The organism is Mesorhizobium sp. GW821-FHT04C10, from assembly GCF_059420305.1.
Genome location: NZ_JBWKTL010000001.1, coordinates 5,193,087 through 5,216,220 on the forward strand (window position 1 = coordinate 5,193,087; position 23,134 = coordinate 5,216,220).

At 62.9% G+C, this 23,134-nt stretch carries 22 protein-coding genes; 10 read left to right on the forward strand and 12 right to left on the reverse strand.

Translation table 11 applies throughout. The features are described 5' to 3' along the window. The first annotated feature begins 95 nt into the window (after positions 1-95). Both AC07UC_RS25345 and AC07UC_RS25350 read left to right on the forward strand, forming a co-directional pair. Positions 96-518 carry a DoxX family protein gene (locus AC07UC_RS25345; protein ID WP_140768242.1) on the forward strand — a complete coding sequence of 141 codons (423 nt, stop codon included), beginning with the start codon at positions 96-98 and terminating at the stop codon, positions 516-518. Positions 519-672: 154 nt separating this feature from the next. Continuing rightward, a complete protein-coding gene (locus AC07UC_RS25350) occupies positions 673-1,095 on the forward strand; it encodes a DoxX family protein (protein WP_494907775.1) in 423 nt (140 codons plus the stop codon). Between the two features lie 21 nt (positions 1,096-1,116). Here AC07UC_RS25350 and ppx read toward each other — a convergent pair whose 3' ends face one another. Further along, entirely contained in the window at positions 1,117-2,652 is a 1,536-nt protein-coding gene (ppx, locus tag AC07UC_RS25355) for an exopolyphosphatase (RefSeq protein ID WP_140768246.1), read from the reverse strand. Then, positions 2,652-4,853 carry an RNA degradosome polyphosphate kinase gene (locus AC07UC_RS25360; protein ID WP_494907776.1) on the reverse strand — a complete coding sequence of 734 codons (2,202 nt, stop codon included), beginning with the start codon at positions 4,851-4,853 and terminating at the stop codon, positions 2,652-2,654. Before AC07UC_RS25360 ends, ppx begins: the two co-directional genes overlap by 1 nt. A gap of 143 nt (positions 4,854-4,996) precedes the next feature. Here AC07UC_RS25360 and AC07UC_RS25365 point away from each other — a divergent pair, with 143 nt between their 5' ends. Together AC07UC_RS25365 and AC07UC_RS25370 are read left to right on the forward strand one after the other, a co-directional pair. Beyond that, entirely contained in the window at positions 4,997-5,242 is a 246-nt protein-coding gene (locus tag AC07UC_RS25365) for a zinc-finger domain-containing protein (protein WP_015318409.1), read from the forward strand. A gap of 19 nt (positions 5,243-5,261) precedes the next feature. Beyond that, positions 5,262-6,500, forward strand: coding sequence for an FAD-dependent monooxygenase (locus AC07UC_RS25370; RefSeq protein WP_494907777.1), 1,239 nt, complete (start codon positions 5,262-5,264; stop codon positions 6,498-6,500). A 131-nt stretch (positions 6,501-6,631) separates the two neighbouring features. Here AC07UC_RS25370 and AC07UC_RS25375 read toward each other — a convergent pair whose 3' ends face one another. The 6 genes from AC07UC_RS25375 to AC07UC_RS25400 form a co-directional block, all read right to left on the reverse strand. Next, a complete protein-coding gene (locus AC07UC_RS25375; protein WP_494907778.1) occupies positions 6,632-7,297 on the reverse strand; it encodes a TIGR02117 family protein in 666 nt (221 codons plus the stop codon). A gap of 100 nt (positions 7,298-7,397) precedes the next feature. Beyond that, positions 7,398-8,147 carry an amino acid ABC transporter ATP-binding protein gene (locus AC07UC_RS25380; RefSeq protein WP_031240865.1) on the reverse strand — a complete coding sequence of 250 codons (750 nt, stop codon included), beginning with the start codon at positions 8,145-8,147 and terminating at the stop codon, positions 7,398-7,400. A 79-nt stretch (positions 8,148-8,226) separates the two neighbouring features. Further along, positions 8,227-9,384 carry an amino acid ABC transporter permease gene (locus AC07UC_RS25385; RefSeq protein ID WP_202323098.1) on the reverse strand — a complete coding sequence of 386 codons (1,158 nt, stop codon included), beginning with the start codon at positions 9,382-9,384 and terminating at the stop codon, positions 8,227-8,229. Positions 9,385-9,388: 4 nt separating this feature from the next. After that, positions 9,389-10,576: an amino acid ABC transporter permease gene (locus tag AC07UC_RS25390; RefSeq protein ID WP_494907779.1), complete on the reverse strand. Its 1,188-nt coding sequence runs from the start codon at positions 10,574-10,576 to the stop codon at positions 9,389-9,391. A 63-nt stretch (positions 10,577-10,639) separates the two neighbouring features. Beyond that, a complete protein-coding gene (locus AC07UC_RS25395; RefSeq protein ID WP_056563038.1) occupies positions 10,640-11,668 on the reverse strand; it encodes an amino acid ABC transporter substrate-binding protein in 1,029 nt (342 codons plus the stop codon). A 362-nt stretch (positions 11,669-12,030) separates the two neighbouring features. Continuing rightward, positions 12,031-13,050, reverse strand: a complete 1,020-nt coding sequence (locus tag AC07UC_RS25400) for a glycosyltransferase (protein ID WP_494907780.1) — start codon at positions 13,048-13,050, stop codon at positions 12,031-12,033. Positions 13,051-13,675: 625 nt separating this feature from the next. On the opposite strand from AC07UC_RS25400, the gene AC07UC_RS25405 reads away from it, so the two are divergent. The 5 genes from AC07UC_RS25405 to AC07UC_RS25425 all read left to right on the forward strand — a co-directional run bounded on the left by AC07UC_RS25405 (position 13,676) and on the right by AC07UC_RS25425 (position 17,893). After that, complete coding sequence (locus tag AC07UC_RS25405; protein ID WP_494907781.1) at positions 13,676-14,857, forward strand: cystathionine beta-lyase; 1,182 nt, start codon at positions 13,676-13,678, stop codon at positions 14,855-14,857. A 226-nt stretch (positions 14,858-15,083) separates the two neighbouring features. Continuing rightward, complete coding sequence (locus AC07UC_RS25410) at positions 15,084-16,163, forward strand: HPP family protein (protein ID WP_494907782.1); 1,080 nt, start codon at positions 15,084-15,086, stop codon at positions 16,161-16,163. 93 nt (positions 16,164-16,256) lie between these two features. After that, positions 16,257-16,943, forward strand: coding sequence for an RNA polymerase sigma factor (locus AC07UC_RS25415; protein ID WP_494907783.1), 687 nt, complete (start codon positions 16,257-16,259; stop codon positions 16,941-16,943). A gap of 105 nt (positions 16,944-17,048) precedes the next feature. Next, positions 17,049-17,573, forward strand: coding sequence for a DUF4142 domain-containing protein (locus AC07UC_RS25420; RefSeq protein WP_494907784.1), 525 nt, complete (start codon positions 17,049-17,051; stop codon positions 17,571-17,573). Beyond that, positions 17,570-17,893 (forward strand): cupredoxin domain-containing protein, encoded by a 324-nt coding sequence (locus AC07UC_RS25425; protein WP_494907785.1) that lies wholly within the window; start codon positions 17,570-17,572, stop codon positions 17,891-17,893. The genes AC07UC_RS25420 and AC07UC_RS25425 overlap by 4 nt, the downstream gene beginning before the upstream one ends. Here the strand turns inward: AC07UC_RS25425 and AC07UC_RS25430 are convergent. Then, the gene (locus AC07UC_RS25430; RefSeq protein ID WP_494907787.1) at positions 17,854-18,747 is read right to left on the reverse strand and encodes a crotonase/enoyl-CoA hydratase family protein; all 894 of its coding nucleotides are present in this window, start codon (positions 18,745-18,747) and stop codon (positions 17,854-17,856) included. The genes AC07UC_RS25425 and AC07UC_RS25430 overlap by 40 nt on opposite strands. Before the next feature lie 79 nt (positions 18,748-18,826). Here AC07UC_RS25430 and AC07UC_RS25435 point away from each other — a divergent pair, with 79 nt between their 5' ends. Continuing rightward, positions 18,827-19,399, forward strand: coding sequence for a TetR/AcrR family transcriptional regulator (locus AC07UC_RS25435; protein ID WP_494907788.1), 573 nt, complete (start codon positions 18,827-18,829; stop codon positions 19,397-19,399). An 8-nt stretch (positions 19,400-19,407) separates the two neighbouring features. Here the strand turns inward: AC07UC_RS25435 and AC07UC_RS25440 are convergent, their stop codons facing one another. The 3 genes from AC07UC_RS25440 to AC07UC_RS25450 all read right to left on the reverse strand — a co-directional run bounded on the left by AC07UC_RS25440 (position 19,408) and on the right by AC07UC_RS25450 (position 22,956). After that, positions 19,408-20,358, reverse strand: coding sequence for a sugar-transfer associated ATP-grasp domain-containing protein (locus tag AC07UC_RS25440; RefSeq protein ID WP_494907789.1), 951 nt, complete (start codon positions 20,356-20,358; stop codon positions 19,408-19,410). A 280-nt stretch (positions 20,359-20,638) separates the two neighbouring features. Beyond that, a complete protein-coding gene (locus AC07UC_RS25445) occupies positions 20,639-21,865 on the reverse strand; it encodes an anion transporter (protein WP_494907790.1) in 1,227 nt (408 codons plus the stop codon). Positions 21,866-21,993: 128 nt separating this feature from the next. Then, positions 21,994-22,956 carry a glycosyltransferase family 4 protein gene (locus tag AC07UC_RS25450; protein WP_494907791.1) on the reverse strand — a complete coding sequence of 321 codons (963 nt, stop codon included), beginning with the start codon at positions 22,954-22,956 and terminating at the stop codon, positions 21,994-21,996. Positions 22,957-23,134 lie beyond the last annotated feature (178 nt).

Here is a 23,134-nt window from a genome sequence, read left to right on the forward strand (position 1 = left end):
TACGGACTGTGAACAATGTGTCGCCAGATAGGCGGCTTTGGTGAACAGTCGGCATCGTCTATCTCTGGCTCATTCAACCCATTCGGAGAGCCACCATGTCCATCAACACTTCAGCCGCCGGCGCCGGCACCGCGTCCAACAGCTCTGTCACCATCCTCCTCGGCCGCATCCTGCTCGCGGTCATTTTCCTGCTTTCCGGTTTCGGCAAGCTCACCGCCATTTCCGGCACCGCCGCCTATTTCGGCGGCCTCGGCTTGCCGGCGCCAACGGCAACGGCCGTCATCGTCGGTCTGATCGAACTGCTTGGCGGCCTTGCCGTCCTCGTCGGCTTCCAGACCAGGCTCGCCGCCTGGGTGCTCGCTGTCTTCACCGTCGCCACCGGTCTGGTCGCGCACACCGGCTGGGCCGACCAGATGCAGATGATCCAGTTTCTCAAGAACCTCGCCATCACCGGCGGCTTCCTGCTGCTGGCTTCATCGGGCGCCGGCGCCTACTCCATCGACGCCAAGCGCGGCTAATCCTTCTTCCCATACCTGAGAGAAGCGGTGCGGAATTTTCCGCGCCGCTTTTTCGTTGTCTGGAATAGCCAGTTCGGTTTCGGCTCCAGCTTCGCAGGCGTAAGCTGCGCGGCGCCGGCTCGATCCCAATCGGGCGCCGGCAAGGGAGGTGGCCATGACCCGCAACGCATTGCTTCTGGTTTCGCGACTGCTGTTTGCCGTGCTGTTCGTACCGTCCGGCTTCCAGGCCCTCGCCAACATTGCCGGCACGACCAGTTATTTCGCCGGCCTCGGCCTGCCGCTGCCAGCCCTTGCCGCCTGGGGCACGGGCCTGTTCGAGCTGATCGCCGGATTGCTGGTCCTCGTCGGCTTCCAGACCCGGGTCGTGGCGCTGCTGCTGGCAGCCTTCTGCGTCGTTGCCGGCTTCATCGGCCATTACGGCCAGGGCGCTGACGATGCGACGCTCGCCTTCCTGCACCAGCAGATGCTGATGAAGGACATTGCGATCGCGGGTGGCTTCCTGGCGCTGGCCATGGCCGGTGCCGGAGCCTGGTCGGCCGATGGACGCAGTTTCGGCATCGGTGCGGACGCGACCTGAGCCTCGATCCACCGGAACGCGCTATTTGACCGAAACGCTCGGCCCGCCTTCCACTGCCAGCACCAGCCTGCGGTTGGTGATCCGCGCCAGCTGCGCCAGCCGGCCGGCCGGCCGCTCGCCGTAGAGGTCGGAGAGCGAGGCCGGCAACACCAGCGCCAGCACGCCATTGGCGCGCGGCTCCCATTTCAGCCTGGGCATGATGCCGGGCATCGAGGCCGTCAGCAGATAGACGACGCGCATCATCGCCGCCAGCACCCTGGCACGCTCTAGGTAGCGCGGCGTCGCCAACGCCTTGATTTCCGGCGCGATGGATTCGTTGAAGATGCCGTCGTGACGATACGCATTGGCCAGCGCCAGGAAGGCACGGCCCGGATGGTCGACGCCGAAGAAAGAGGCATGGGCAATGATGTTGAGCGATTGCCTGCCGCGATACTCGGGATGCGCGCGCCAGCCGATGTCGGCCAGCAGTGCGGCGGCATGGCGGTAGCGCGCCTCGTCCTCGGTCTCGTCGATGCCGAAGGCGGCGAAGGATTTGGCCGTCCAGTCGACCAGTTCATGCGCATGGGTAACCGAGCGCGAACGCAACCGGGCGAGCTCCTCGGACGCCGAAATCAACGGATCCGCCTTCTGCTCCGCCTCGTCGAGCAACGAATAGAGGAAGCCTTCGCGCACACCGAGCGCCGAGACGATGATCTTCGACGGCTGCATCGCCGCCATGATCTCCTGCAGCACGATGGCGCCGTAGGGCAGCAGCGAACGGCGGTTCTTCGAGACGCCTTCGATGCCCTTGACCTTCTCGATCTCGGCTTTGCCCACCTGCTTGAGAAAGTTCGCCGCACTGTCGGCTGATATCTCGTAATGGTGCATGACGCCGAGCGGGTAGTTGGTCATCTCCATGTGCAGCCGGGCGAGGTTTCGCCAAGTGCCGCCGACGGCGTAGAAGGGCCGGCCCTGCCCGCCCTTCAACAGCTTGGCCCGCGCAAGCTCTTCGCGCGCGATCTTCTGCGCCTGGGTGAGCGAGTTCTTCGCCATGTCCTGCAGGCGCAGGCCACCGAGCGGCAGCGTTATGCCGTCACCGATTGCCTCGCCACTGACGTCGACAAGCTCGAGGCTGCCGCCGCCCAGATCGCCGGCGATGCCATTGGCCGGATGGAAGCCGGAAATGACGCCGAGCGCCGAATAGTGGGCCTCCTGACGCCCGCTGATCACCCGGATCTCGGTCTTGAGCACGTCCTCGGCCCGATGGATGAAATCGGGTCCGTTGATTGCCTCGCGCGCGGCGGCGGTGGCCAAGACATACATATGCTCTGCGCCGGCCTGATCGGACAGCGCGCGAAAGCGGCGGAACTCTTCCATCGAGCGCGTCACCGCCTCGGGGTCGAGTTTGCCGGTCGAAACGATGCCGCGGCCAAGACCAGCCAGCATCTTTTCGTTGAACAGCATGGTCGGCGAGCGCGCCAGCCCTTCATAGACAACGAGGCGGATCGAATTCGACCCGATGTCGATGATGGACAGCGGTCGGCGGTCCTGCAGCCGGCCCTGGGAATCAGACAGCATCAGGTGGACGCTGCGGCGTTCTTCTTGCGGCGCTTGAACTGCGCAATGCGTTTGGGCGCATGCGACTTCAGCGCGTCACCCCGTCCGGACAGGCTCGGATTGGTCATGAAATATTCCTGCGCGTTGAACGGTTCCTCGCCCTCCTCCAGCACCACGCGCCGGGAGGTTCCATCAGCCAATACGTCGAAACTTTGCTGATTGTCCATGATGTTGCCGAGCATGATCTGGCCGAGCACCTGTTCATGCACAGTTGGATTGGTGATCGGCACCATGGTCTCGACGCGACGGTCGAGATTGCGCGGCATCAGGTCGGCCGAGGAGATGTAGACGATCGCCTCGTCCGACGGCAGGCCATGGCCGTTGCCGAAACAATAGATGCGGCTGTGCTCCAGGAAGCGGCCGACGATCGATTTGACCCTGATGTTTTCCGACAGGCCCGGCACCTGTGGCCGAAGGCAGCAGATGCCGCGCACGACGAGGTCGATCTCGACACCGGCACGGCTGGCATCATAGAGGGCGTCGATGATGATCGGGTCGACAAGCGCGTTCATCTTCATCCAGATGCGCGCCGGCCTGCCTTCCAGCGCATGGGCGACTTCGTCGGAAATGTGCTGCAGGATGCGGTTGCGCAGCGTGAACGGCGAGATCGCGAGCCGCATTTCGGCGGTCGGCTCGGCATAGCCGGTGATGAAATTGAACAGCTGCGCGACGTCGCGGGCAATCGTCGGGTCGGTGGTGAAGAAGGACAGGTCGGTGTAGATGCGCGCGGTGACCGGATGGTAGTTGCCGGTGCCAAGATGCACGTAATTGCGCAGCTTGCCGTCCTCGCGCCGCACCACCAGCGACATCTTGGCATGGGTCTTCAGTTCGAGGAAACCGAACACGACCTGCACGCCGGCGCGCTCCAGGTCGCGCGCCCAGCGGATATTGGCTTCCTCGTCGAAGCGCGCCTTGAGCTCGACCAGTGCGGTCACCGACTTGCCGGCCTCGGCCGCGTCGACCAGCGCGCGCACGATCGGGCTGTCGTTGGAGGTGCGGTAAAGCGTCTGCTTGATCGCCACCACTTCGGGGTCGGCCATTGCCTGGCGCAGGAACTGCACCACCACGTCGAAGGATTCGTAGGGGTGGTGGACGATGATGTCCTTCTCGCGGATGGCGGCAAAGCAATCGCCGCCATGTTCGCGGATGCGCTCGGGAAAGCGCGGATTGTAGGGTCTGAATTTGAGGTCGTCGCGAGGCACGGCGACGATCTCGGAGATCTGGCTGAGCGCCAGCGGCCCGGTCAGGACGCTGATGCGGCTCGATGAGACGCCGAGTTCGCTGGCCACGAAATCGCGCAATTCGTCAGGCATCAGCTTGTCGAACTCGATGCGGATCACCGATCCGCGACGACGGCGCTTCAGCGCCGTCTCGAACAGGCGCACCAGATCTTCCGATTCTTCCTCGACCTCGATATCGCTGTCGCGGATGATGCGGAACGTGCCTGAGCCCTTGACCTCGTAGCCAGGGAACAGCTTGCCGATATAGAGCCCGACCGCCTCTTCCAGCGGGATGAAGCGGACATGGTGCTTGCGATCCGGAAGACGGATGAAGCGCTTCAGCGCCACAGGCAGGCGCAGGAGCGCGCTCATTTCCTCGCCGTTCTTGCGATGGCGAAGCTGCAGGGCCATCGAGAAGCCGAGATTGGGAATGAACGGGAACGGATGCGCCGGGTCGATCGACAGCGGGGTAAGCACCGGAAACACCTGATCCTGGAAATGCTCTTCCAACCAGATCTTCTCGTCCTTGGTCAGAGCGTCGCGGGTGATGGTCTCGATGCCTTCCTTGTTGAGCAGCACAGTCAGCGCCGAAAGGCTCTTCTGCTGGTCTTCCTGCAGCCGTTCGACCTCGCGCAGCAGCTGTTCGAGCTGCTGTTCGGGAGTGCGGCCATCAGGGCTCTTCAGCACGATGCCCTCGCGGACCTGGCCGGCGAGGCCGGCGACCCGCACCATGAAGAATTCGTCGAGATTGGCAGCCGAGATCGAGAGGAAACGGACGCGCTCCAGCAGCGGATGATGGGTGTTCAGCGATTCCTCGAGCACGCGGCGATTGAACTGCAGCCAGGAAAACTCGCGATTGACGAAACGATCGGGATTGCCGCCTTCCGGGCTCGCCGCTTCGACATTGATGAATTCGCTCTGCACCGGCTTCAGTTCGTTCATGGTTCCTGCTCTTTCCACCGCTCAGCCGGTTAACCGGCTTAACTTATCCTCTGACAGGCTTTTGCGACAGTTTCATTTCATCGATCTTGCAAAGAGACCTGTTATGATCCAGATGCATGCGAGACTGCGTTAAGGAGACGACGATGGCAGGCGGTTCCATTCCCCATTTCCAGAACGATGCGGGCCATCCGGCGATCGACATCGGCGTCAAGGAATTCATGTGCACGGGCGCCAACCCGCCTTTCGATCACCCGCATGTGTTTCTCGACATGGGCGACGACAATGAGAAGGTCTGCCCCTATTGCTCGACGCTCTACCGCTATTCGCCGAAGCTGAAGGCGACGGAAACGCTGCCTGCCGGCTGCCTCTACATCGACCAGGCCGCCTGATTCCCTCGCGACGGACCTGATGGACGACAAAGGCTCCCGGCAAATCGTCATCGCCGGAGCGGGCGTCGCCGGGCTGACCTCGGCACTTGCTTTTGCCAGACGCGGCTACCCAGTGCGGGTGTTCGAGCAAGCGCCGCGCCTGGAAGCTGTAGGCGCCGGCCTCCAGCTTTCCCCCAACGCGACACGCATCCTGCGTGACCTCGGCGTACTCGACCGGCTGTTGCCGGCGGCGGTGCGGCCGGAGGCAGTGGTGCTGAAGGATGCGAGGACGTTGCGCGAATTGGCGCATGTGCCGTTGGGGCAGTCGGGTGAAGACCATTGGGGCGCTCCCTATCTCGTCGCGCATCGGGCCGACCTGCAGAGCGCGCTGATGGCGTGTGCTGCCGAGATGCCTGATATCCATCTCACCGTCGGGGCGCGCGTCCAAGGAATTGCGACTGGCAGCCATGGTGTCACGGCGACCGTCGAGATCGGCGGCAAGACTGCGGAGGAACAAGGCTCGTTGCTGGTCGGGGCCGATGGCGTCTGGTCGTCGGTGCGCGGGCTTGTCGATGCAAGAAGGATGGCATCGCCAAGAAGCCGTTTTTCGGGAGAGTTGGCATGGCGCACCACCGTCGCGGCCGACAGCAGCGCCGGGCGGGCCTTCGCCGCGATCTCCGCAGTCGATTGCGTCACGACGTTCCTGCATCCGGGTTTCCACATGGTCGCCTATCCCGTCAGCAAGGGCGACGCATTCAACCTCGTCGCCTTCACCAAGGGCGAGCGCATTGCCGAGGGCTGGTCCGGCCATGCCGATCCCGGCATCCTCGCCGCCGCCATGCGCGGCACCGCGCCAGGACTCGTGAAGCTGGTGGAAATAGCCGGGCCGTGGCTGACCTGGCCGCTGCATACCGTCGAACAGAAACAGCCTTGGACAACGCCGGCCGGCATTGCGCTGATCGGCGATGCCGCGCATGCGATGACGCCGTTCGCGGCACAGGGCGCGGCGATGGCGATCGAGGATGCCGCGACGCTTGCCACTCTGGTCGCCGACTTCCCCGCCGATCCGCGACAGAGCCTCACCATCTGGGAGAATCTGCGGCGGCCGCGCGTGGAGAAGGTTCTCAAGCGCGGTGCGCTCAACCGGTTTGCCTGGCACGCCCGAGGCCCGGTGGCGCTGGCCCGCAACCTGGTGCTGGCGACGCGGCCGGCGGAGAAGCTCGCGGCTGATCTCGACTGGCTTTATGGCTGGGAGGAACCGAAGGTCGTCAGACGGTAGGACGTCGAGACAAGTCAGCCCGATGGCCTGGCGGGACAGCGCCCCCCTTTGTCCTTCCGGACCTCTCCTCCACCCTGGGGGGAGATTGGCGGCTTTGGCGCCGGCGTCCATCTCGGAAACGTTGCCGAGTCTCAGTTATACAACCGCATCGACCACCCCAGCGACACCGGCAGCGGGTTCCACCAGCCGGTCCGCAGGCCTGCGGTACGCAGAGCGGCAGCGGTCCAGGTGTTGCAGCCGACCAGCGCGTTAAAGTGGCCGTTGGCTTCGAAAAAGCCGTCGAATTTTGAATAGGCGGCGTTCTGGACATGGATCGGACCGTTCGGCCCCTGCTGAAAACTGGCCTGGATGAAATCGAGCAACGCCGCGAACCGCCTCCCGTCAATGTCGAAGCCCGCGACATCCGGATGTGGTTCGGCGATGGCGCCTGCGACATCAACATGCATCACCGAGGCATCGAGGGTCAGCGCCTTCATCACCGGACCGGCCTTGAGTTCGGACCAGGTCGGTGTTTCCAGATAGAAGGCGCGGCCACCCCAGCCGAAGACGATGTAGCGCACCTCCGGACTATCGGCCGGGATGCCGGCCTCGACCAGAAAATGAAAGCGCTGACGCACGGCATCGTCCACCGGGATGGCGATGTCGGTGTGGATCGGGTTCTTCAGCACCAATATGTGCCGCGTGCCCTCGCCCGCGGATGCCGCCGGCCAGAGCGGACGCGGCACCAGCGTGCCGAGGGCCGCTGCAAGCAGGATCGCGGCAAGCGACATGGAAAGGAAACGCAGGACTTTTCTCATCGATGACGCCCGCTGCCCTGCCGCCAATCGCATCAGCCGATCCATAAGAAAAGAGCCCAGCCGCATTGCGGCCGGGCTCTTGCGCTCGGTTTGGGACCGGTCAGTGCAGGATCTGCGACAGGAACAGCTTCGTGCGCTCATGGCGCGGATGGTCGAAGAACTCGGCCGGCGTGTTCTGCTCGACGATCTGGCCCTGATCCATGAAGATCACCCGGTTGGCGACCTTGCGGGCAAAGCCCATTTCGTGCGTGACACACAGCATGGTCATGCCTTCCTCGGCGAGCCCCACCATGGTCTCCAGAACTTCCTTGATCATTTCCGGGTCGAGCGCCGAGGTCGGCTCGTCGAACAGCATGATGCGCGGGTTCATGCACAGCGAGCGCGCGATCGCCACGCGCTGCTGCTGGCCGCCTGAAAGCTGTCCCGGATACTTGTTGGCCTGCTCCGGGATTTTCACGCGCTTGAGGAAATGCATGGCGATTTCCTCGGCCTGCTTCTTGGGCGTCTTGCGCACCCAGATCGGCGCCAGCGTGCAGTTTTCCAGGATGGTCAGATGCGGGAACAGGTTGAAGTGCTGGAACACCATGCCGACCTCGCGGCGCACCTCGTCGATCTTCTTCAGATCATTGGTGAGTTCCTTGCCGTCGACGATGATCTTGCCCTTCTGGTGCTCCTCCAGCCGGTTGATGCAGCGGATCATGGTCGACTTGCCGGAGCCTGAGGGCCCGCAGATGACGATGCGCTCGCCACGCATCACCTTCAGATTGATGTCCTTCAGCACATGGAATTCGCCATACCATTTGTGCATGGCGATGATGTCGATGGCGACATCGGTGGTCGAGATGTGCATCTTGGCGGCGTTGACCTTGATCTCTTCCGCGCTGACGGCATTTTCGGTGGCCATTGACAGGGTCCCCTTGGTCTTTCGTTTAGCGTTTGTAGCCGGTGTCGAGCCGGCGTTCGGTGTACATTGAATAGCGCGACATGCCGAAGCAGAACAGCCAGAAGACGAAGGCGGCGAACACCAGGCCGGACCGGGCCGTTTGCGGCGTCGCCCAGTTGGCGTCCGAGAAGTTCTGCTTGACGACACCGAGCAGGTCGAACATCGAGATGATCAGGACCAGGCTGGTGTCCTTGAACATGCCGATGAACGTATTGACGATGCCGGGAATGACCAGCTTCAGCGCCTGCGGCAGAACGATCAGCCCCATCTTCTGCCAATAGCCGAGGCCGAGCGAATCGGCGCCCTCATACTGGCCTTTGGGAATTGCCTGCAGGCCGCCACGCACGACTTCGGCCATATAGGCGGCGGCAAACAGCGACACGCCGATCAGTGCCCGCAGGAACTTGTCGAAGGTGACGCCAGCCGGCAGGAAAAGCGGCAGCATGACGCTGACGAAGAACAGAACGGTGATCAGCGGGATGCCGCGCACCGTTTCGATGAATATCACGCACAACGTCTTGATGATCGGCATTTTCGAACGCCTGCCGAGCGCCAGCACCGTGCCCAGCGGCAGCGACACGGCAATGCCGACGAAGGACAGGCTGAGCGTGACCAGCAGGCCCCCCCAGCGCGAGGTCTCGACATGCGGCAGGCCGAATACGCCGCCGATCAGCAGGAAAAAGGAGACGATCGGCAGCACCAGGAAAAGCAGGATGGCGTTCAGCCCCTTGCGGGGGACACGCGGGATCAGCATCGGCACCAGCAGCGCCACGAACAGGATGGCAACCAGGATCGGCCGCCAGCGTTCCTCGATCGGATAGGTGCCGAACATGAACTGGCCGAACTTGGCATTGACGAAAGCCCAGCAGGCGCCGGTCCAGCCATCCGGCTGAATGCCGCCTTGTGCAACGGTCGCACAGACGGTGCGGTCCGGCCCTGTCCACTGCGCGTTGAGGAACGCCCAGTTGACGACCTGTGGCAGGATCCAGGCGACGATGACGATGCCAAGGATGGTGAGGATGGTGTCGCCAACCGTGCCGACCAGATTCTTGCGCACCCAGGCCATCGGGCCGCGGACGCTTGTGGGCGCGGGCTGCGCCAAGGCCATTTCGGTGCGCACCCAGGACATATCGTGTTCCTGCATGGCTCTACCTTTCCACCAGCGCCATTCTGGCGTTGACCACGTTCATGACGGCCGAGGTCACCAGGCTGAGGATGAGATAGGCGATCATCATGATCAGCACGCCTTCGACCGCCTGTCCGGTCTGGTTCAGAACCGTGCCGGCTGTCGCCGTCAGGTCCGGATAGCCGATGGCGATCGCCAGCGACGAGTTCTTGGTCAGGTTGAGATACTGGCTGGTCAGCGGCGGGATGACGATGCGCATTGCCTGCGGCACCACAACCAGCCGCAGGATAGACCCGGATCGCAGCCCGAGGGCTCCCGCCGCCTCGGTTTGGCCCTTGCTGACACCCCTGATGCCGGCGCGCACGATTTCGGCGATGAATGCCGCCGTGTAGCAGGACAGCGCCAGATAGAGCGACAGGAACTCCGGCTTGACCTGGAAGCCGCCGGTCAGGTTGAAGGTGGATTGTTTCGGAAGATCAAAGCTCAGCGGAAAACCGCTCAGAATGTAAGCGAGCAATGGCAGGCCGACGATCAGCGCCACGGAAGTCCAGAACACCGGAAATTGCTGGCCTGTCACCATCTGCCGCTGACGCGCCCTGCGGGCGACGAACCACGCCATGGCGATGCCGACAAGCAGAGCGACGAAGATCAACCAGGAGCCCTCGCCCCACACTGCGCGGGGAAAATAGAAGCCACGCTGGTTGAGGAAGGAGCCGAAGGGCAGATGATAGCTGTCACGCGGTGCCGGCAGCACCGCCAGCACGCCGGAATACCAGAAGAAGATGACCAGCAGCGGCGGGATGTTGCGGAAGACCTCGACATAGACCGTGCAGATCTTCTGGATCAGCCAGTTCTGCGACAAGCGGCCGATGCCGATGACGAAGCCGATGATCGTTGCGGTGATGATGCCCGCGACGGCGACGATGATGGTGTTGATCAGGCCGACGAGGATGGCGCGGCCGTAGGTCGAGTCCGACGTATAGGCGATCGGCGTATCCGAGATGTCGAACCCGGCGCGTCCCCTGAGGAAGCCGAAGCCGGAGGCGATGTGCAGGCGCTGCAGATTGTCGATGACGTTCTGCACGATCCACCAGACAGAGCCGAACAGGACGATGACGACCAGCGTCTGGAAGAAGAGACTGCGGACTTTCGGATCATTGATGAAGGAAGCCCGGCTGGGCTCCTCGCGAAGAACTTCCTGCGATGCCATGTGACCGTCCCCTGGAAAGAGAAACCGGAAGGCAGAGTATCTGCCTTCCGGATCACATTTCGGTCAGCGGATCGGCGGAGCGTATTGGAGGCCGCCCTTGGTCCACAGCGCGTTGATGCCGCGCGCGATCTTGAGCGGGCTGCCCGAGCCGACATTGCGATCGAACATTTCACCGTAATTGCCAACGGCCTTGACGATGTTGACGACCCAGTCGTTGGAGACGCCGAGATCGGTGCCGATCTTGGTATCGGCCTCCTGGCCGAGCACGCGCTTTATCTCCGGGCTGGCCGAATTCTTCATCTCATCGACATTGGCCTTGGTGATGCCGAGCTCCTCGGCGTCGAGCAGCGCGAAATAGGTCCACTTGACGATATGATACCACTGGTCGTCGCCCTGGCGCACGGCCGGGCCGAGCGGCTCCTTGGAGATGATCTCGGGCAGCACGACGTGATCGGCCGGCGAGCCGAGCGTCAGGCGGATGCCGTAAAGGCCCGACTGGTCGGTGGTGTAGACGTCGCAGCGGCCGGCATCATAGGCGGCATTGACCTCTTCGAGTTTCTCGAAGACGACCGGATTGTACTCCATCTTGTTCGCCTTGAAGTAGTCGGCGAGGTTGAGTTCGGTGGTGGTGCCGCTCTGCACGCAGACGGCGGCGCCCGAGAGCTGGAGAGCCGAATTGACGCCTGGCAGCTTCTTGGCGTTGATCATGAAGCCCTGGCCGTCATAGTAGGTGGTGCCGACGAAATTCAGGCCGAGCGCGGTGTCGCGATTGATGGTCCAGGTGGTGTTGCGCGACAGGATGTCGACCTCGCCGGACTGCAGCGCGGTGAAGCGTTCCTTGGCGCTGAGCGGCGTGAACTTGACCTTGGTGCCGTCACCGAAGACGGCGGCCGCGACAGCGCGGCAGAAATCCGCATCGATGCCCTGCCAGTCGCCCTTGTCATCCGGCGCCGAGAAGCCGGCCAGACCGGTCGAGACGCCGCACTGGATGAAGCCCTTCGCCTTGACGGTGTCGAGCGTCGTGGCCGACGCGGCCGACGCCATCAATCCAAGCGTAGCGGCGCCAAGAATGCCGATAGCAATATGTTTCATGACCCACAGACCCTTTTCTCTGTTTTTCAGGCAAACCCTGATCTTTTTTCCCTTGTGAACGCAGCTCCCATCCCGGCCCATTTCCGGAACCCCGCATCGTAACCGACGCGCCGCCTCCCATTCACGAATGGCATCGAAGGCGATAATTCCTGTGAGGTCAAGGAAAATGACCGAATCCGAACGTGTTTGAAAATCGATTGCCTGAAATGCCCGAACCGCAGACAAACGCGCTCGATATCCAAGCCGTGACCCCATAAATCTGCCGGGCGGACTGCATGCAAGATCCTCTGTGACCCGATAGCCAACTTATTATTACTGCACAGCAGCGCATCAACGCTGCACCAACAGCCGACATTTCTTGATCAGCTGGCGCTCAAGCGCTCGATTTTGCCGACAGCATCGTGAATGCTCCACATGGTCCCGATCTCGTGAGCGATCCGGCCAGCAGCGGCTCGAATTCTGGAATCGGCGAGTGCTCTCTCTATTGCCGCGCGCAGCGATGTCGTATCGGGGTTCGGCAGCGCGATGCCTGCGCCGGCTGCTTCCACCCTCCGCGCATTTTCGGGCTGATCGGCGTTCAAGGGTGTGAGGACGATCGGCAACCCGTTTGCCAATCCGGCCAGGACCGTGCCTGCACCGCCGTGGCAGACGAGAGCCGCTGCCCGTGGAAATATCTCGCGCTGAGGTACCCAAGCCTCGACCGTCACATTCTCGGGAACGGCACCGAGCAGCGACCGATCCATCTCCGCGCCGGTCGAAAACAGCGCCCGAACAGGCAAGTCCGCGACGGATTTCAGGGCCGTGCGAAACAGCTCGTGATTCTTGGACGATCCCGCCGCCAGCGTGCCAAACGTAATGAAAACCAGCGGTCTTCCATCGTCGAGCGCCCATGTCGGAACGGCACTTTCCGGGTCCAGGCTCTCCCTCTCCGTCCGCACACGGAACGGCGCCAATGAGCCGACCGTCTCCACATCGCCATCCAGGGACGCGGGAAATGACGTGAAAGTCGGCGTGGCGCGCAGAGCCGCCCCGACATCCGATTCGAGTCCGGCTTCCTGACGCAGGACGTCAACCGGCGCCACTGCGCTTGCCATTGCGACCGCTTCTGAAAGACCGTTGATGGTCGCGACGCTGGCAACCGGAATGTCATTCTCCGCGGCCACAATCGCGCCCGCAAACTCCAGCGACTCACGCACGATAACGTCCGGCTTCCAGGTCCGGAACGTTTCGCGAAGCCCTGGCAGTGCGGCTCGCGCGTTGAGGTCCGCGAAAACGTCGCGGACCATTGTGCGGCCCATTTCCTCGGCGGTCATGTTGGAGGTCGCCGCCCAGACCTTGCCAAGTTTCTCGTCACCCGGATGACCGAAAGGCGCGTGCGCCAACCCTGTGTCCCGAAGTATTGGACCGGCGCTCTCCGGTGAGGCGAACAAAACTTGATGGCCGTGCTTCGTCAGCGTATGCGCGTAGGGCAGCAATGGTCGTATGTGGCCTGTCATCCGCATGGATGAAAATAGGACGCGCATGCCGCTCCCCCTGACCTTGTAAGCAGACCGTCTTTGCCGACCGTCCAAGTGACGATGTGCATGAAATGAATGGACCCTGTTTTACAAAACAAAGCAATGCCGCGGCATGTCGCCCTCGGCCCACTCGCGACCGGTCAAATCGGCGGCAAGTCTGGCGATGTCCGTGTTACGCCGAAGCGAACGTAAGGTCGGAGCATCAGCGGCTGCGCGGTGGAGCATAGGGGATTGATGGCGTTGCCCGAGACGTGATCCAAGCTTCGAGACCGGAGCCCGAGCCATGCGCTAGGAAGCGATTAAGACTGGACCGGGATCAAGCCGCTGCTGCTGCCCGACAAATCGCGCGAGGTCGGCGGGCACGTGACAGAAGACGGCCTCCGCGAAAGAAATTGGCATATCCGAAGTCGGTTTCCTGGCGAACGCCATGCTGTTGCACGGCCCATGCCGCCGCACTATGGCTAGCGGCTTACCAGAAGAGGCAAGATGAATGGCAAAAGACGGCAACGAGCAGGGTTCAGGCAAAGTGGGCATCAACACGCGGCTTGCCCATTCGGGTAACAACCCGCACGACTATTTCGGTTTCGTCAATCCGCCGGTCGTGCATGCCTCGACGGTGCTGTTTCCCAATGCCGCCGCGATGGCGAGCCGCAGCCAGAAATACACTTACGGCACGCGCGGCACGCCGACGACGGACGCCCTTGCCCAGGCCATCGACGCGCTGGAAGGATCCGCCGGCACGATCGTGGTGCCGTCGGGCCTTGCGGCGGTGACCATTCCGCTGCTCGCCTTCGTATCGACCGGCGATCATCTGCTGATCGTCGACAGCGTCTACCATCCGACCCGTAATTTCGCCGACACCATGCTGAAGCGGCTCGGCGTCGAGGTGGAGTATTATGATTCGCGTATCGGCGCCGGCATCGCCGCCCTGATCAAGCCCAACACCAGGGTGGTGTTCACGGAATCGCCGGCGTCCAACACATTCGAGGTGCAGGACATCCCGGCGATCGCCAAGGCGGCGCATGCGGCCGGCGCCATCGTGATGATGGACAACACCTGGGCGACGCCGCTCTACTTCCGGCCGCTCGACCATGGCGTCGACATCTCCATTCATGCCGCGACCAAGTATCCGGCCGGCCATTCAGACGTGCTGCTCGGCACCGTGTCGGCCAATGAAAGCCACTGGAAGCATCTCTATGAGAGCTTCTGCACGCTTGGCTGCTGCGCAGGCCCCGACGATGTCTACCAGGTGCTGCGCGGCCTGCGCACCATGGGCGTGCGCCTGGAACATCATCAGCGCAGCGCGCTTGCCATCGCGTCGTGGCTCGAAGGCCAGAAGGGCGTGGCGCGCGTGCTGCACCCTGCCCTCCCCAGCCACCCGGACCACGAATTGTGGAAGCGCGACTTTTGCGGTTCGAGCGGCATCTTTTCCATCGTGCTCGCCGGAGGCGGCCAGAAGGAGCAGCACGCTTTCCTGGACGCGCTGCAGATCTTCGGGCTCGGCTATTCCTGGGGCGGCTACGAGAGCCTTGCGGTGCCGGTCTGGCTTGGCGACCGCGTCGTGGCACAAGCCGCTTATGAAGGCCCGCTGATCCGCCTGCAGATCGGCCTTGAGGATGTCGACGACCTGAAAGCCGACATCATGCGCGGGCTGGCCGCAGCCGCGGCCTGAGCGGTGCGCGCGAGCTGACTGCCGCACAGAGTCGGCAAACGGTCGCAAGGCCTTGACGCTGATGACAAAGCGCGAGCCGCTCGCGGCATCCCATTGCCGCGCGGCGCGCAATATTATTCTCTCGGGCCGCGACTTTCCGGATTTGTTTGACTTTCAAATCCGCGGATTCGGCCGCATTGCGTGCTGCACGGCATCCCCGACCAATCCATTTGTCACAAAGCTTGCCATGACCTTTCGTCTTTTTGTCCCCATCCTTGCCGGCGCAACGCTGCGCGAACGCATCCTGGCGTGTATCGGCGCCACGATCGGCATCGCGCTGACCGGCGTGATCAGCGGGCTGGCGATGGGTGGCGGCCCGCACGTGGCCCTGCTGGTGGCGCCGATGGGCGCCTCCGCCGTGCTTCTCTTCGCCGTGCCCGCGAGCCCTTTGGCGCAGCCCTGGTCGATCATCGGCGGCAATTCCATATCGGCGCTGGTGGGCGTGACCGTGGCGCATTTCGTCCATGATCCGGTCATTGCCTCGGGCCTCGCTGTAGCTTTCGCCATCGCGGCGATGTCGTTCACGCGCTGCCTGCACCCGCCAGGCGGCGCGGCGGCGCTGACGGCCGTGCTCGGCGGGCCTGCCGTTGTCAGCGCGGGCTTCCTGTTCCCCTTCGTGCCGGTGGCCTTGAATTCGATCATCCTGGTCACGCTCGGCTTCCTCTTCCACAGGCTGGCGCGGCGCAACTATCCGCATGTCGCCGCCCCCCCCGCCAACAGCCATGGGACAGCCGATCCGCCGGCGCAGCAGCGCGTCGGCTTCCGGCCCGAGGATATCGACGCGGCACTGACCACGCTCGACGAAACCTTCGACATCGACCGCAACGACCTCGAGCGGCTCCTGAGACAAGTCGAGCTGCAGGCCATGGTGCGCTCGCACAGGACGTTGCTCTGCGAGGACATCATGTCCCGCGACGTCGTGTCAGTGCCGGAGCAGGCCACCATCGAGGAGGCGCGCCAGCAACTGCTCGATCACAATATCCGGACCCTGCCGGTGGTCGACGCGGACGCCCGTCTGGTGGGCGCCGTCGGCCTGCGTGAACTGACGAGGGCCAGCGACACGGTGAAGGGCGTCATGTCGAAGGCCGGCACCGCCTCGCCCGATACGCCGGCGATGAGCCTGCTTCCCGTGCTGACCGACGGGCGCAGCCACGCCGTGGTCATCGTCGACCGCGAACGACGCATTCTCGGCCTGATCACCCAGACCGATCTTCTGGCGGCGGCCGCGCGCGTTCAGGCCGCAGACAAGGGATTGGCGGCGGCTTAGAATAGCGAAGCCAGGTTGCCGAAATCCGGGAACCTTTTTCCGGCGGGCGCATCCAACGTGCAGTCATGCGCTGTTTGGGGAGATCCGGTCGCGATGAGCAAACTCGTAATGCCCGCCAAAATGCCGGAGGCGGCTGAAGGCCCTTCCGGCGACGTGCTGCTCGTGCAGCGCGCGCTCGCACGCGAGGCTGGTGCTTTTCGCGCTATCATCAAGACACATAACCAGTTGCTCTACCGGATCGCCCGCGGCGTGGTGCGCAACGACGCTGAGGCCGAGGACATCGTGCAGGAGGCCTATATGCGGGCCTTCGCCAGCCTCGGCTCCTTTCGCGGCGACTCCTCGCTCGCCACCTGGCTGTCGCGCATCGTCATCAACGAAGCGCTCGGCCGGCTGCGCAAGAGGCGCCACACCGTGGCGATGCCCGAGAACCCGGAAGCGCAGATCATCCGCTTTCCCATCAATCCCAGCGACGACCCGGAGCGGACCATGGCGCAGCGGCAGATTCTCGCACTTGTCGAACGGGCGACCGACAGCCTGCCCGACATCTACCGCGTGGTCTTCGTGGCCCGTGTCATAGAGGGCCTCAGCATGGAGGAAACCGCCGATCTGCTCGGCGTGCGGCGAGAGACCGTCAAGACAAGGCTGCACCGGGCGCGCACCCTGTTGCGCAAGGCGCTGGACGACGAGATCGGCCCGGTGCTGCTCGACGCCTTCCCCTTCGCCGGCCGCCGCTGCGAACGGCTGACCCAGTCCGTGATGAGACGCCTTGGCTTCGAATGATCCTGCTCTGATTTTGCGGGAACGTTTTTGCCGGCCGCGCATCCAATCAGCGTCAACTGAAAATCGAGCCCGGCGCCTCCGCGCGGCCGGGCGAAGGAGGATGCCATGTTCACCCGATATACCGCGGCCCTTGCCGCCCTGCTTCTCGTCAGCGCTGCTCCGTTCGCGCAAGCCGCCGACAAGCCGACCGACCCGCAGATCGCCCATATCGCCTATACAGCCGGCGTCCTCGACATCGAGGCGGCCAAGCAGGCGATCAAGACATCGAAGAACAAGGAGGTCGTCGCCTTCGCCAAGGACATGGAGCGCGACCACGAGGCAGTGAACAAGCAGGCGCTCGACCTGGTAAAGAAGCTCAAGGTGAAGCCCGAGGACAACGCCACCAGCCAGGCGCTGAGCAAGGCGGCGGAGGCCGAACGCGCCAAGCTCGCCAAGCTGACGGGCGCAGCCTTCGACAAGGCCTATATCGAGAATGAGGTGGCCTATCACAAGCAGGTCAACGGTGCGCTCGAAACCCTCCTCATCCCCTCGGCCAGCAATGCCGAGCTGAAGAGCCTGCTCGAGACCGGCCTCAAGATCTTCCAGGGCCACGAACAGCACGCCGAACACGTCGCCGGCATGCTGAAATGAAAGCGGACGTCTTGATCCATCCGTCATGGCTGGCCGCCCTTGCGCTGATGCTTTCAGCGGCGCCGGCGGCGACCGCGACCATAGAGGTCACCATCGACAAACTCGTCTTCTCGCCGGCGACCATCGATGCGAAGGTCGGCGACACGATCGAGTGGGTGAACAAGGACGTGATTGCCCACACGGCCACGGTGAAGGGCGGCTGGGAGGTGATGATCCCGCCGAAGAAGTCGGCAAGCCTGACGTTGAAGGCGGCGGGCGCGGTCGCCTATTTCTGCCGCTTTCACCCCAACATGAAGGGCCATCTCGACGTGTCGCCCTGATCAGCGGCCCTGTCGAGCCGTAGCGAGGCGCGCCTAGCCTCGTCAGGCCGGGCGACATGCGTCCACGAGCCGTCGTAACTTGCTTTGCGCCGCTCGATCCAGGCATCGAGCCCTTCGCGCAAATCAATGGTCGGAGCCATGCGGGCGAACTGCTCGGCTTCGACCAGAAGGCCTTCGGCGATGCTGTGGTTGAGCCCGCGCGCCACGGCGGTGAGAATGCTCGCGACCGCAGGTCCGGAGTGCCGAAGGATACGCCTGGCCAGATCAAAAGCCGCCGGCATCAGGTCGTCGTGGGGGACGACTTGGTTGACAAGACCGAGTTCAAGAGCACGCGGTGGCGGAAACCAATCGCCGGTCAAAAGCAATTCGAGCGCCCGCTTGCGCCCGGCGAGCCTCGGCAGGCGCTGCGTTCCGCCAAAGGTCGGCGGCATTGCGAGGTTGATTTCCGGCTTGGCGAACAGGGCGCGGTCGCTGGCGATCGCCAGCGGCACGGCCTCGGTGATCTCGCAGCCGCCGCCGAAGGCAATCCCGTTGACGGCGGCAATGACGGGTTTGCGGTAGGCTTCGAGCCGTGCCGTCAGCCGCTGGCCGCGCATGACGAAGTCCCGTAACGCTGTGTCGGTACCGGCGGCAACGCTGCCCGAGAACTCGTGGATGTCGCCGCCGGCCGAGAAGGCCCGCTCTCCCGCACCGGTCAGAATGATCGCGCGAATGTCGTCGTCGACTTCAATGTCATCGAGGATCGCGAGCAGGCGATCAATCAGGGCATAGTTCAGCGCGTTGAGCTTTTCAGGGCGGTTGAGGGTAAGAACAGTCACCCCGTCGCGGGTCTCGTTCAGGACAAGATCGGTCATGGTTCTTCCTTTCCAAATACGATGGGAAGGGACCACGCTTTCGATTGTATGTATATTCACTAGTCGGTATACATGACGTATGATCCAGGCACAAAGCCCCACCCGCGAACGCATCGTCGAAGCCGCGACCAAGCTCTTCTACGCAGAGGGAATCGGCCGCGTCAGCGTTGATGCCATCGCCGAAAAGGCGGGGTTCACCAAACGGACGCTTTACTATCACTTCAAGAGCAAGGACGACCTGATCGCCGCCTACCTCGATGGTCGCGACCAGCCCAATCTGCGGCAGATGGCCGGCTGGTTCGATGCGGCGGAAGGTGGCGCGGATCGCAGGGTCGAAGCGATCTTCACCAACCTTGCGCGGGTCGCGCGTCATCCAAAATGGAAAGGATGCGGCTTTCTGCGCACGGCCGCCGAACTCGCCTCGATGCCCGGCCACCCGGCTGTCAAGGTCGGAGCACGTCACAAGTCAAATTTTGAAGCCTGGCTGGCTGGCGCGTTGTCCGACCACGGCATCAAGGAACCACGGGCGGTGGCCCGCGAGATCGTGCTGCTGATAGACGGCTCGTTTTCGATCATGCTGATCCACCGCAATCCCGACTATATAGAAGCCGCCGGGCACGCCGCCGCCACTCTGGTCAGGGCGCGCATTTGAGGCAGGAACTAAGTGCTTCTTGGTTTGTCCCTAATTCCCATTTCAGCCCAGAATGCGCGTTGCTCGGGTGTTCGTCTCAAGCTCGCATGACTTTCATGTATTGCCAGGCCAGGGGTGGTGTTGGCCTCGACAATGACGATGTCATCGTTCGTCAATGCGACATCCCACCCGATGAGGCCCGGATAGGGTAGTTGGCTTGCCAGCCTCAACATACGCGACTTGACAACATCCCAGTTGGGTATGACCGCGTTGCGGATTTGGGCACCAGAGTCCGGATGACGTTCACTGACTTGGCGGCCCCTCGTTTCCGAATTGTAAGAGAGGCCGGGGCCAAGAACGCCGTTCAGCGGATCCACCAGCGCCGAGATTCCGCCACGCCCGATCTTCCAGTTGTCGGTCGGATAGGTTTCCGGACGGCCCATCTTCATGGTCGCCGCCAATATGACAGTGCGGTGGTTGGAAAAATGCGTCCCGGTCAACACCCGAAGCGTATTCAACGTGGATGGAAAAAATGTCTCGCTCCATGTTCCCTGTCGGATGATCTCCGAGATCGTGTAGGCATCCGGCTTCTGGCGCAAGAAACCGTCAAGCCATTCCCGGGCGTGCACCTTGTGGCCATTGACCTGCAATCCTTCGGGGGCATGAACGAGCCTTAATGCACCTTTCGCGTGTCCGCCCGCAGCAGGTTTGAGAAACAATTCACCCTTCTGATTTACGAGCGAAAGTATCGTTCCAAATTCAAGACGTTCTTCCGGTTTCGCGAGATCAACAAGATGCTGGCCGGCGACATAGTGGGTCATTGGCGGCGCTACGGAGGGCATGACATGGTCAAGCCATGCCTTTTGGTTCAGCTTATTGAACAAGAACTGGTCAATGCGATTGTTGTAGGCTGCGAGCCGGCGAGTGTACAAACTGAGGGGGGTATATTCTTTTCGAAGAAACGCCTGCTTCTCGAGCATGATCAATGCTTGCGACTGGTGGCCTCGAAGCAAGCCGCGCAACCGCCACAGGCCGCTTGGCGCTGGGTCCTCGAATTCGGTCCGTACAAAAGCGCTGTATGCACGCCATCGACGTGCCATTGCGACCACCGCCCCCAAAGGATCACCTCTCCCACCACAACTCAGAAACTGCCCCAAAATCAATCGTGAGCACGCCGGCGCCAGATATCAAGTCCGCACGCCGAGTTTGTGTTCATGGTGCGCTGCCGAATTGGTTCCGAGAGCTAACTGCTGCTTTTTCTTAATGCCCCAGCGCCAACCATGCCGTGCCGACCACGAGCGTGATCAGCGTCAACGGCAAGCCGACCTTGAAGAAGGCACCAAAAGACAGTTGCGTGCCGGCGGCCTTGGACTGTTCAGCGACGATCAGGTTGGCGACCGAGCCGAGCAGCGTGAAATTGCCGGCGAGCGTGGAACTCATCGCCACCACCAGCCAGGCCCGTTCGGGATTTTCCAGCCCGGGTATGAAGGGTCGCAATGCCAGTACGGCCGGCACATTGCTCATGATGTTGGAAAGCACCGCGGTGAATCCGGATAGCCGCCAGACGTCATCAAGGCCGAGATTCTTGGCCGAGGCGATGATGTCGGGCGTGAGCAGCGTCCTTTCTGCGCCGGCAACCACCACGAACAGACCCGCGAACATGAACAGCAGCGGTCCGTCGATCTCGCGGTAAATACGCGCGGGCTTGATGGCGCGGGTGAGCAGGAGAATGGCGCCACCGATCAATGCCGCCTTGGCGACGGGAACGCCGGCGAAGAAGGCAACGGCCAATCCGATGCAGACGATCACCGCCTTCAGCACCTGCCCGCGATGCATGCGCCCGCGCGACACATGCGGCGTCAACTCAGCGCTGCGGGTGAATTCTGTGCGATAGACGATGCGCACGATGACGATGACCGCGACCAGGCCGAACAGGGCGACCGGCGCGAGCGCCGCCGAGAAGGCGGGATAGGAAATGCCCGACAGCGCGCCGATGACCATGTTCTGCGGATTGCCGGTGATGGTGGCGACGCTGCCGCAGTTCGACGCGGTGGCGGTGGCGATCAGATAGGGGATCGGGTTGCGGTTGATGACGCGGGTGACGTGGACGACGATCGGCGCCATGACCAGGCAGATGGCATCGTTCACCAGGAAGGCCGACAGCACGCCGGTCAGCAGCGTGACCATGACCAGCAGCATGAACGGCGCGTGCGCGTGTTCGATGGCGATGGCGCCAAGGCCGCGAAAGGCGCCTGAGACCTTCAGATGCGCCACCACGATCATCATGCCGAGCAGAAGCGTGATGGTGTCGAAATTGATCGCGCGGTAGGCATCCTCCATGCTGATCGCGCCAATCGCGATCATCGCGGCGCCGCCAAGCAGCGCAATCCCCGCCCGGTCCAGACGCAGTCCAGGTATGCGGCCGACAGCCACGCCGGCATAGGTCAGGACCAGGATCAGCAGTGCCGCCGCGCCCATCAATGTCATTGGTAAGAAGCCCCGCTCGATCTGGTGGCGCCGATGCGGTCCGCCCGGTGGTTCTTTTGCATGTCAACTTTGGCGATGTCGAGATTGATGACAAACGGAGTGGGCAGCCGTCGTTGCGGGCGGTATCGCTAACGTCGGTAGAAATCCAGTCGCTGTTGCAATGCCTGCGGCGAAAACAGCCGCTCGACAGTCTGCCGCGCTTTGTGGCCCACACCAGCCCTCAGCGCCGGATCGGCCTTGAGCTCGGCCAGGAATTGCGCCGCCTGTTGCGTCGTCTCGAAGAGAAAACCGTTCTCGCCATGGATGATATGGTCGGCATAGCCGCCATGCGAATGGCAGACCACGGGCAAACCGCAAGCCATCGCCTCGAATACCACGCGGCCGAAGGTCTCCACATGCGAGCCGGTGCGGTAGTAGAAGACGTCGAGCGTCGGCAAGAACTGTTCGGCGGCAAGCTGGCCTTGCGGCAGGAGTTCCAGCTGCGGATGTGGCGTGAGCTTGTCCTTGAGCGGCGTCCCGCCCTGGATCCGCACCGCAACGCCATCGGCCAGCAATGCCTCATAAAGCGCCGCATCGTCGGCATGATGCTTGTCCGCCGTGTCGCGGCTCAGACGCCCGACCGTGAACGGTCGATCCGACCTTGCCGGCCATGGCGAGAAACGCTCGATATCGATCGGCGACGGATGCACGACGCCTTCGACCTGCAGCATGCGCTTCTGAAAATCGGAGATCAGCACCAGTTCGGCGTCGGGCCAGCCCAGCAGGCGCGGCATGCCGCTCGTCAGCGCGATGATTTTTGGGTGGAAGGTGTTGAAGACATAGATCAGCCGGCGTGGCCGCCGGATCAGGTAAGGCCAGATCTTGTTGCGCCAATGCGCGCCGAGGAAGACGTAGGTGCCGCCGTCCGGCACGTCGCGCTTTGCCGGCGAGACGCGGTGAATCGGAAATTGCCGCATCAGTTCGTCGGACACGCGCGAAGAGGTTGCCCAAAGACGCACCTGCTGGTCGGCGCTCAACAGCCGGTACAGGTCGAGGGTTTCGCGCTCGCTGCCGCCAAACGGGTTTTGAAAACTGTTGAAGAGATGGATCATGATCGCCGCGCTTGCCTGGCCTTGCCCGGGGCCATCCCGCCACTCGTTCGCCGGCACCGAAAGGTCGCGACTGCGCCAGCGGGCCGGAAGACCGAGGAGATCAAGAAAGCAGAAATGTCTCTGGCGATGCCCAATACATCACCTTACCCGGAGGAAGCACACCGACAGGAAGGCGTCA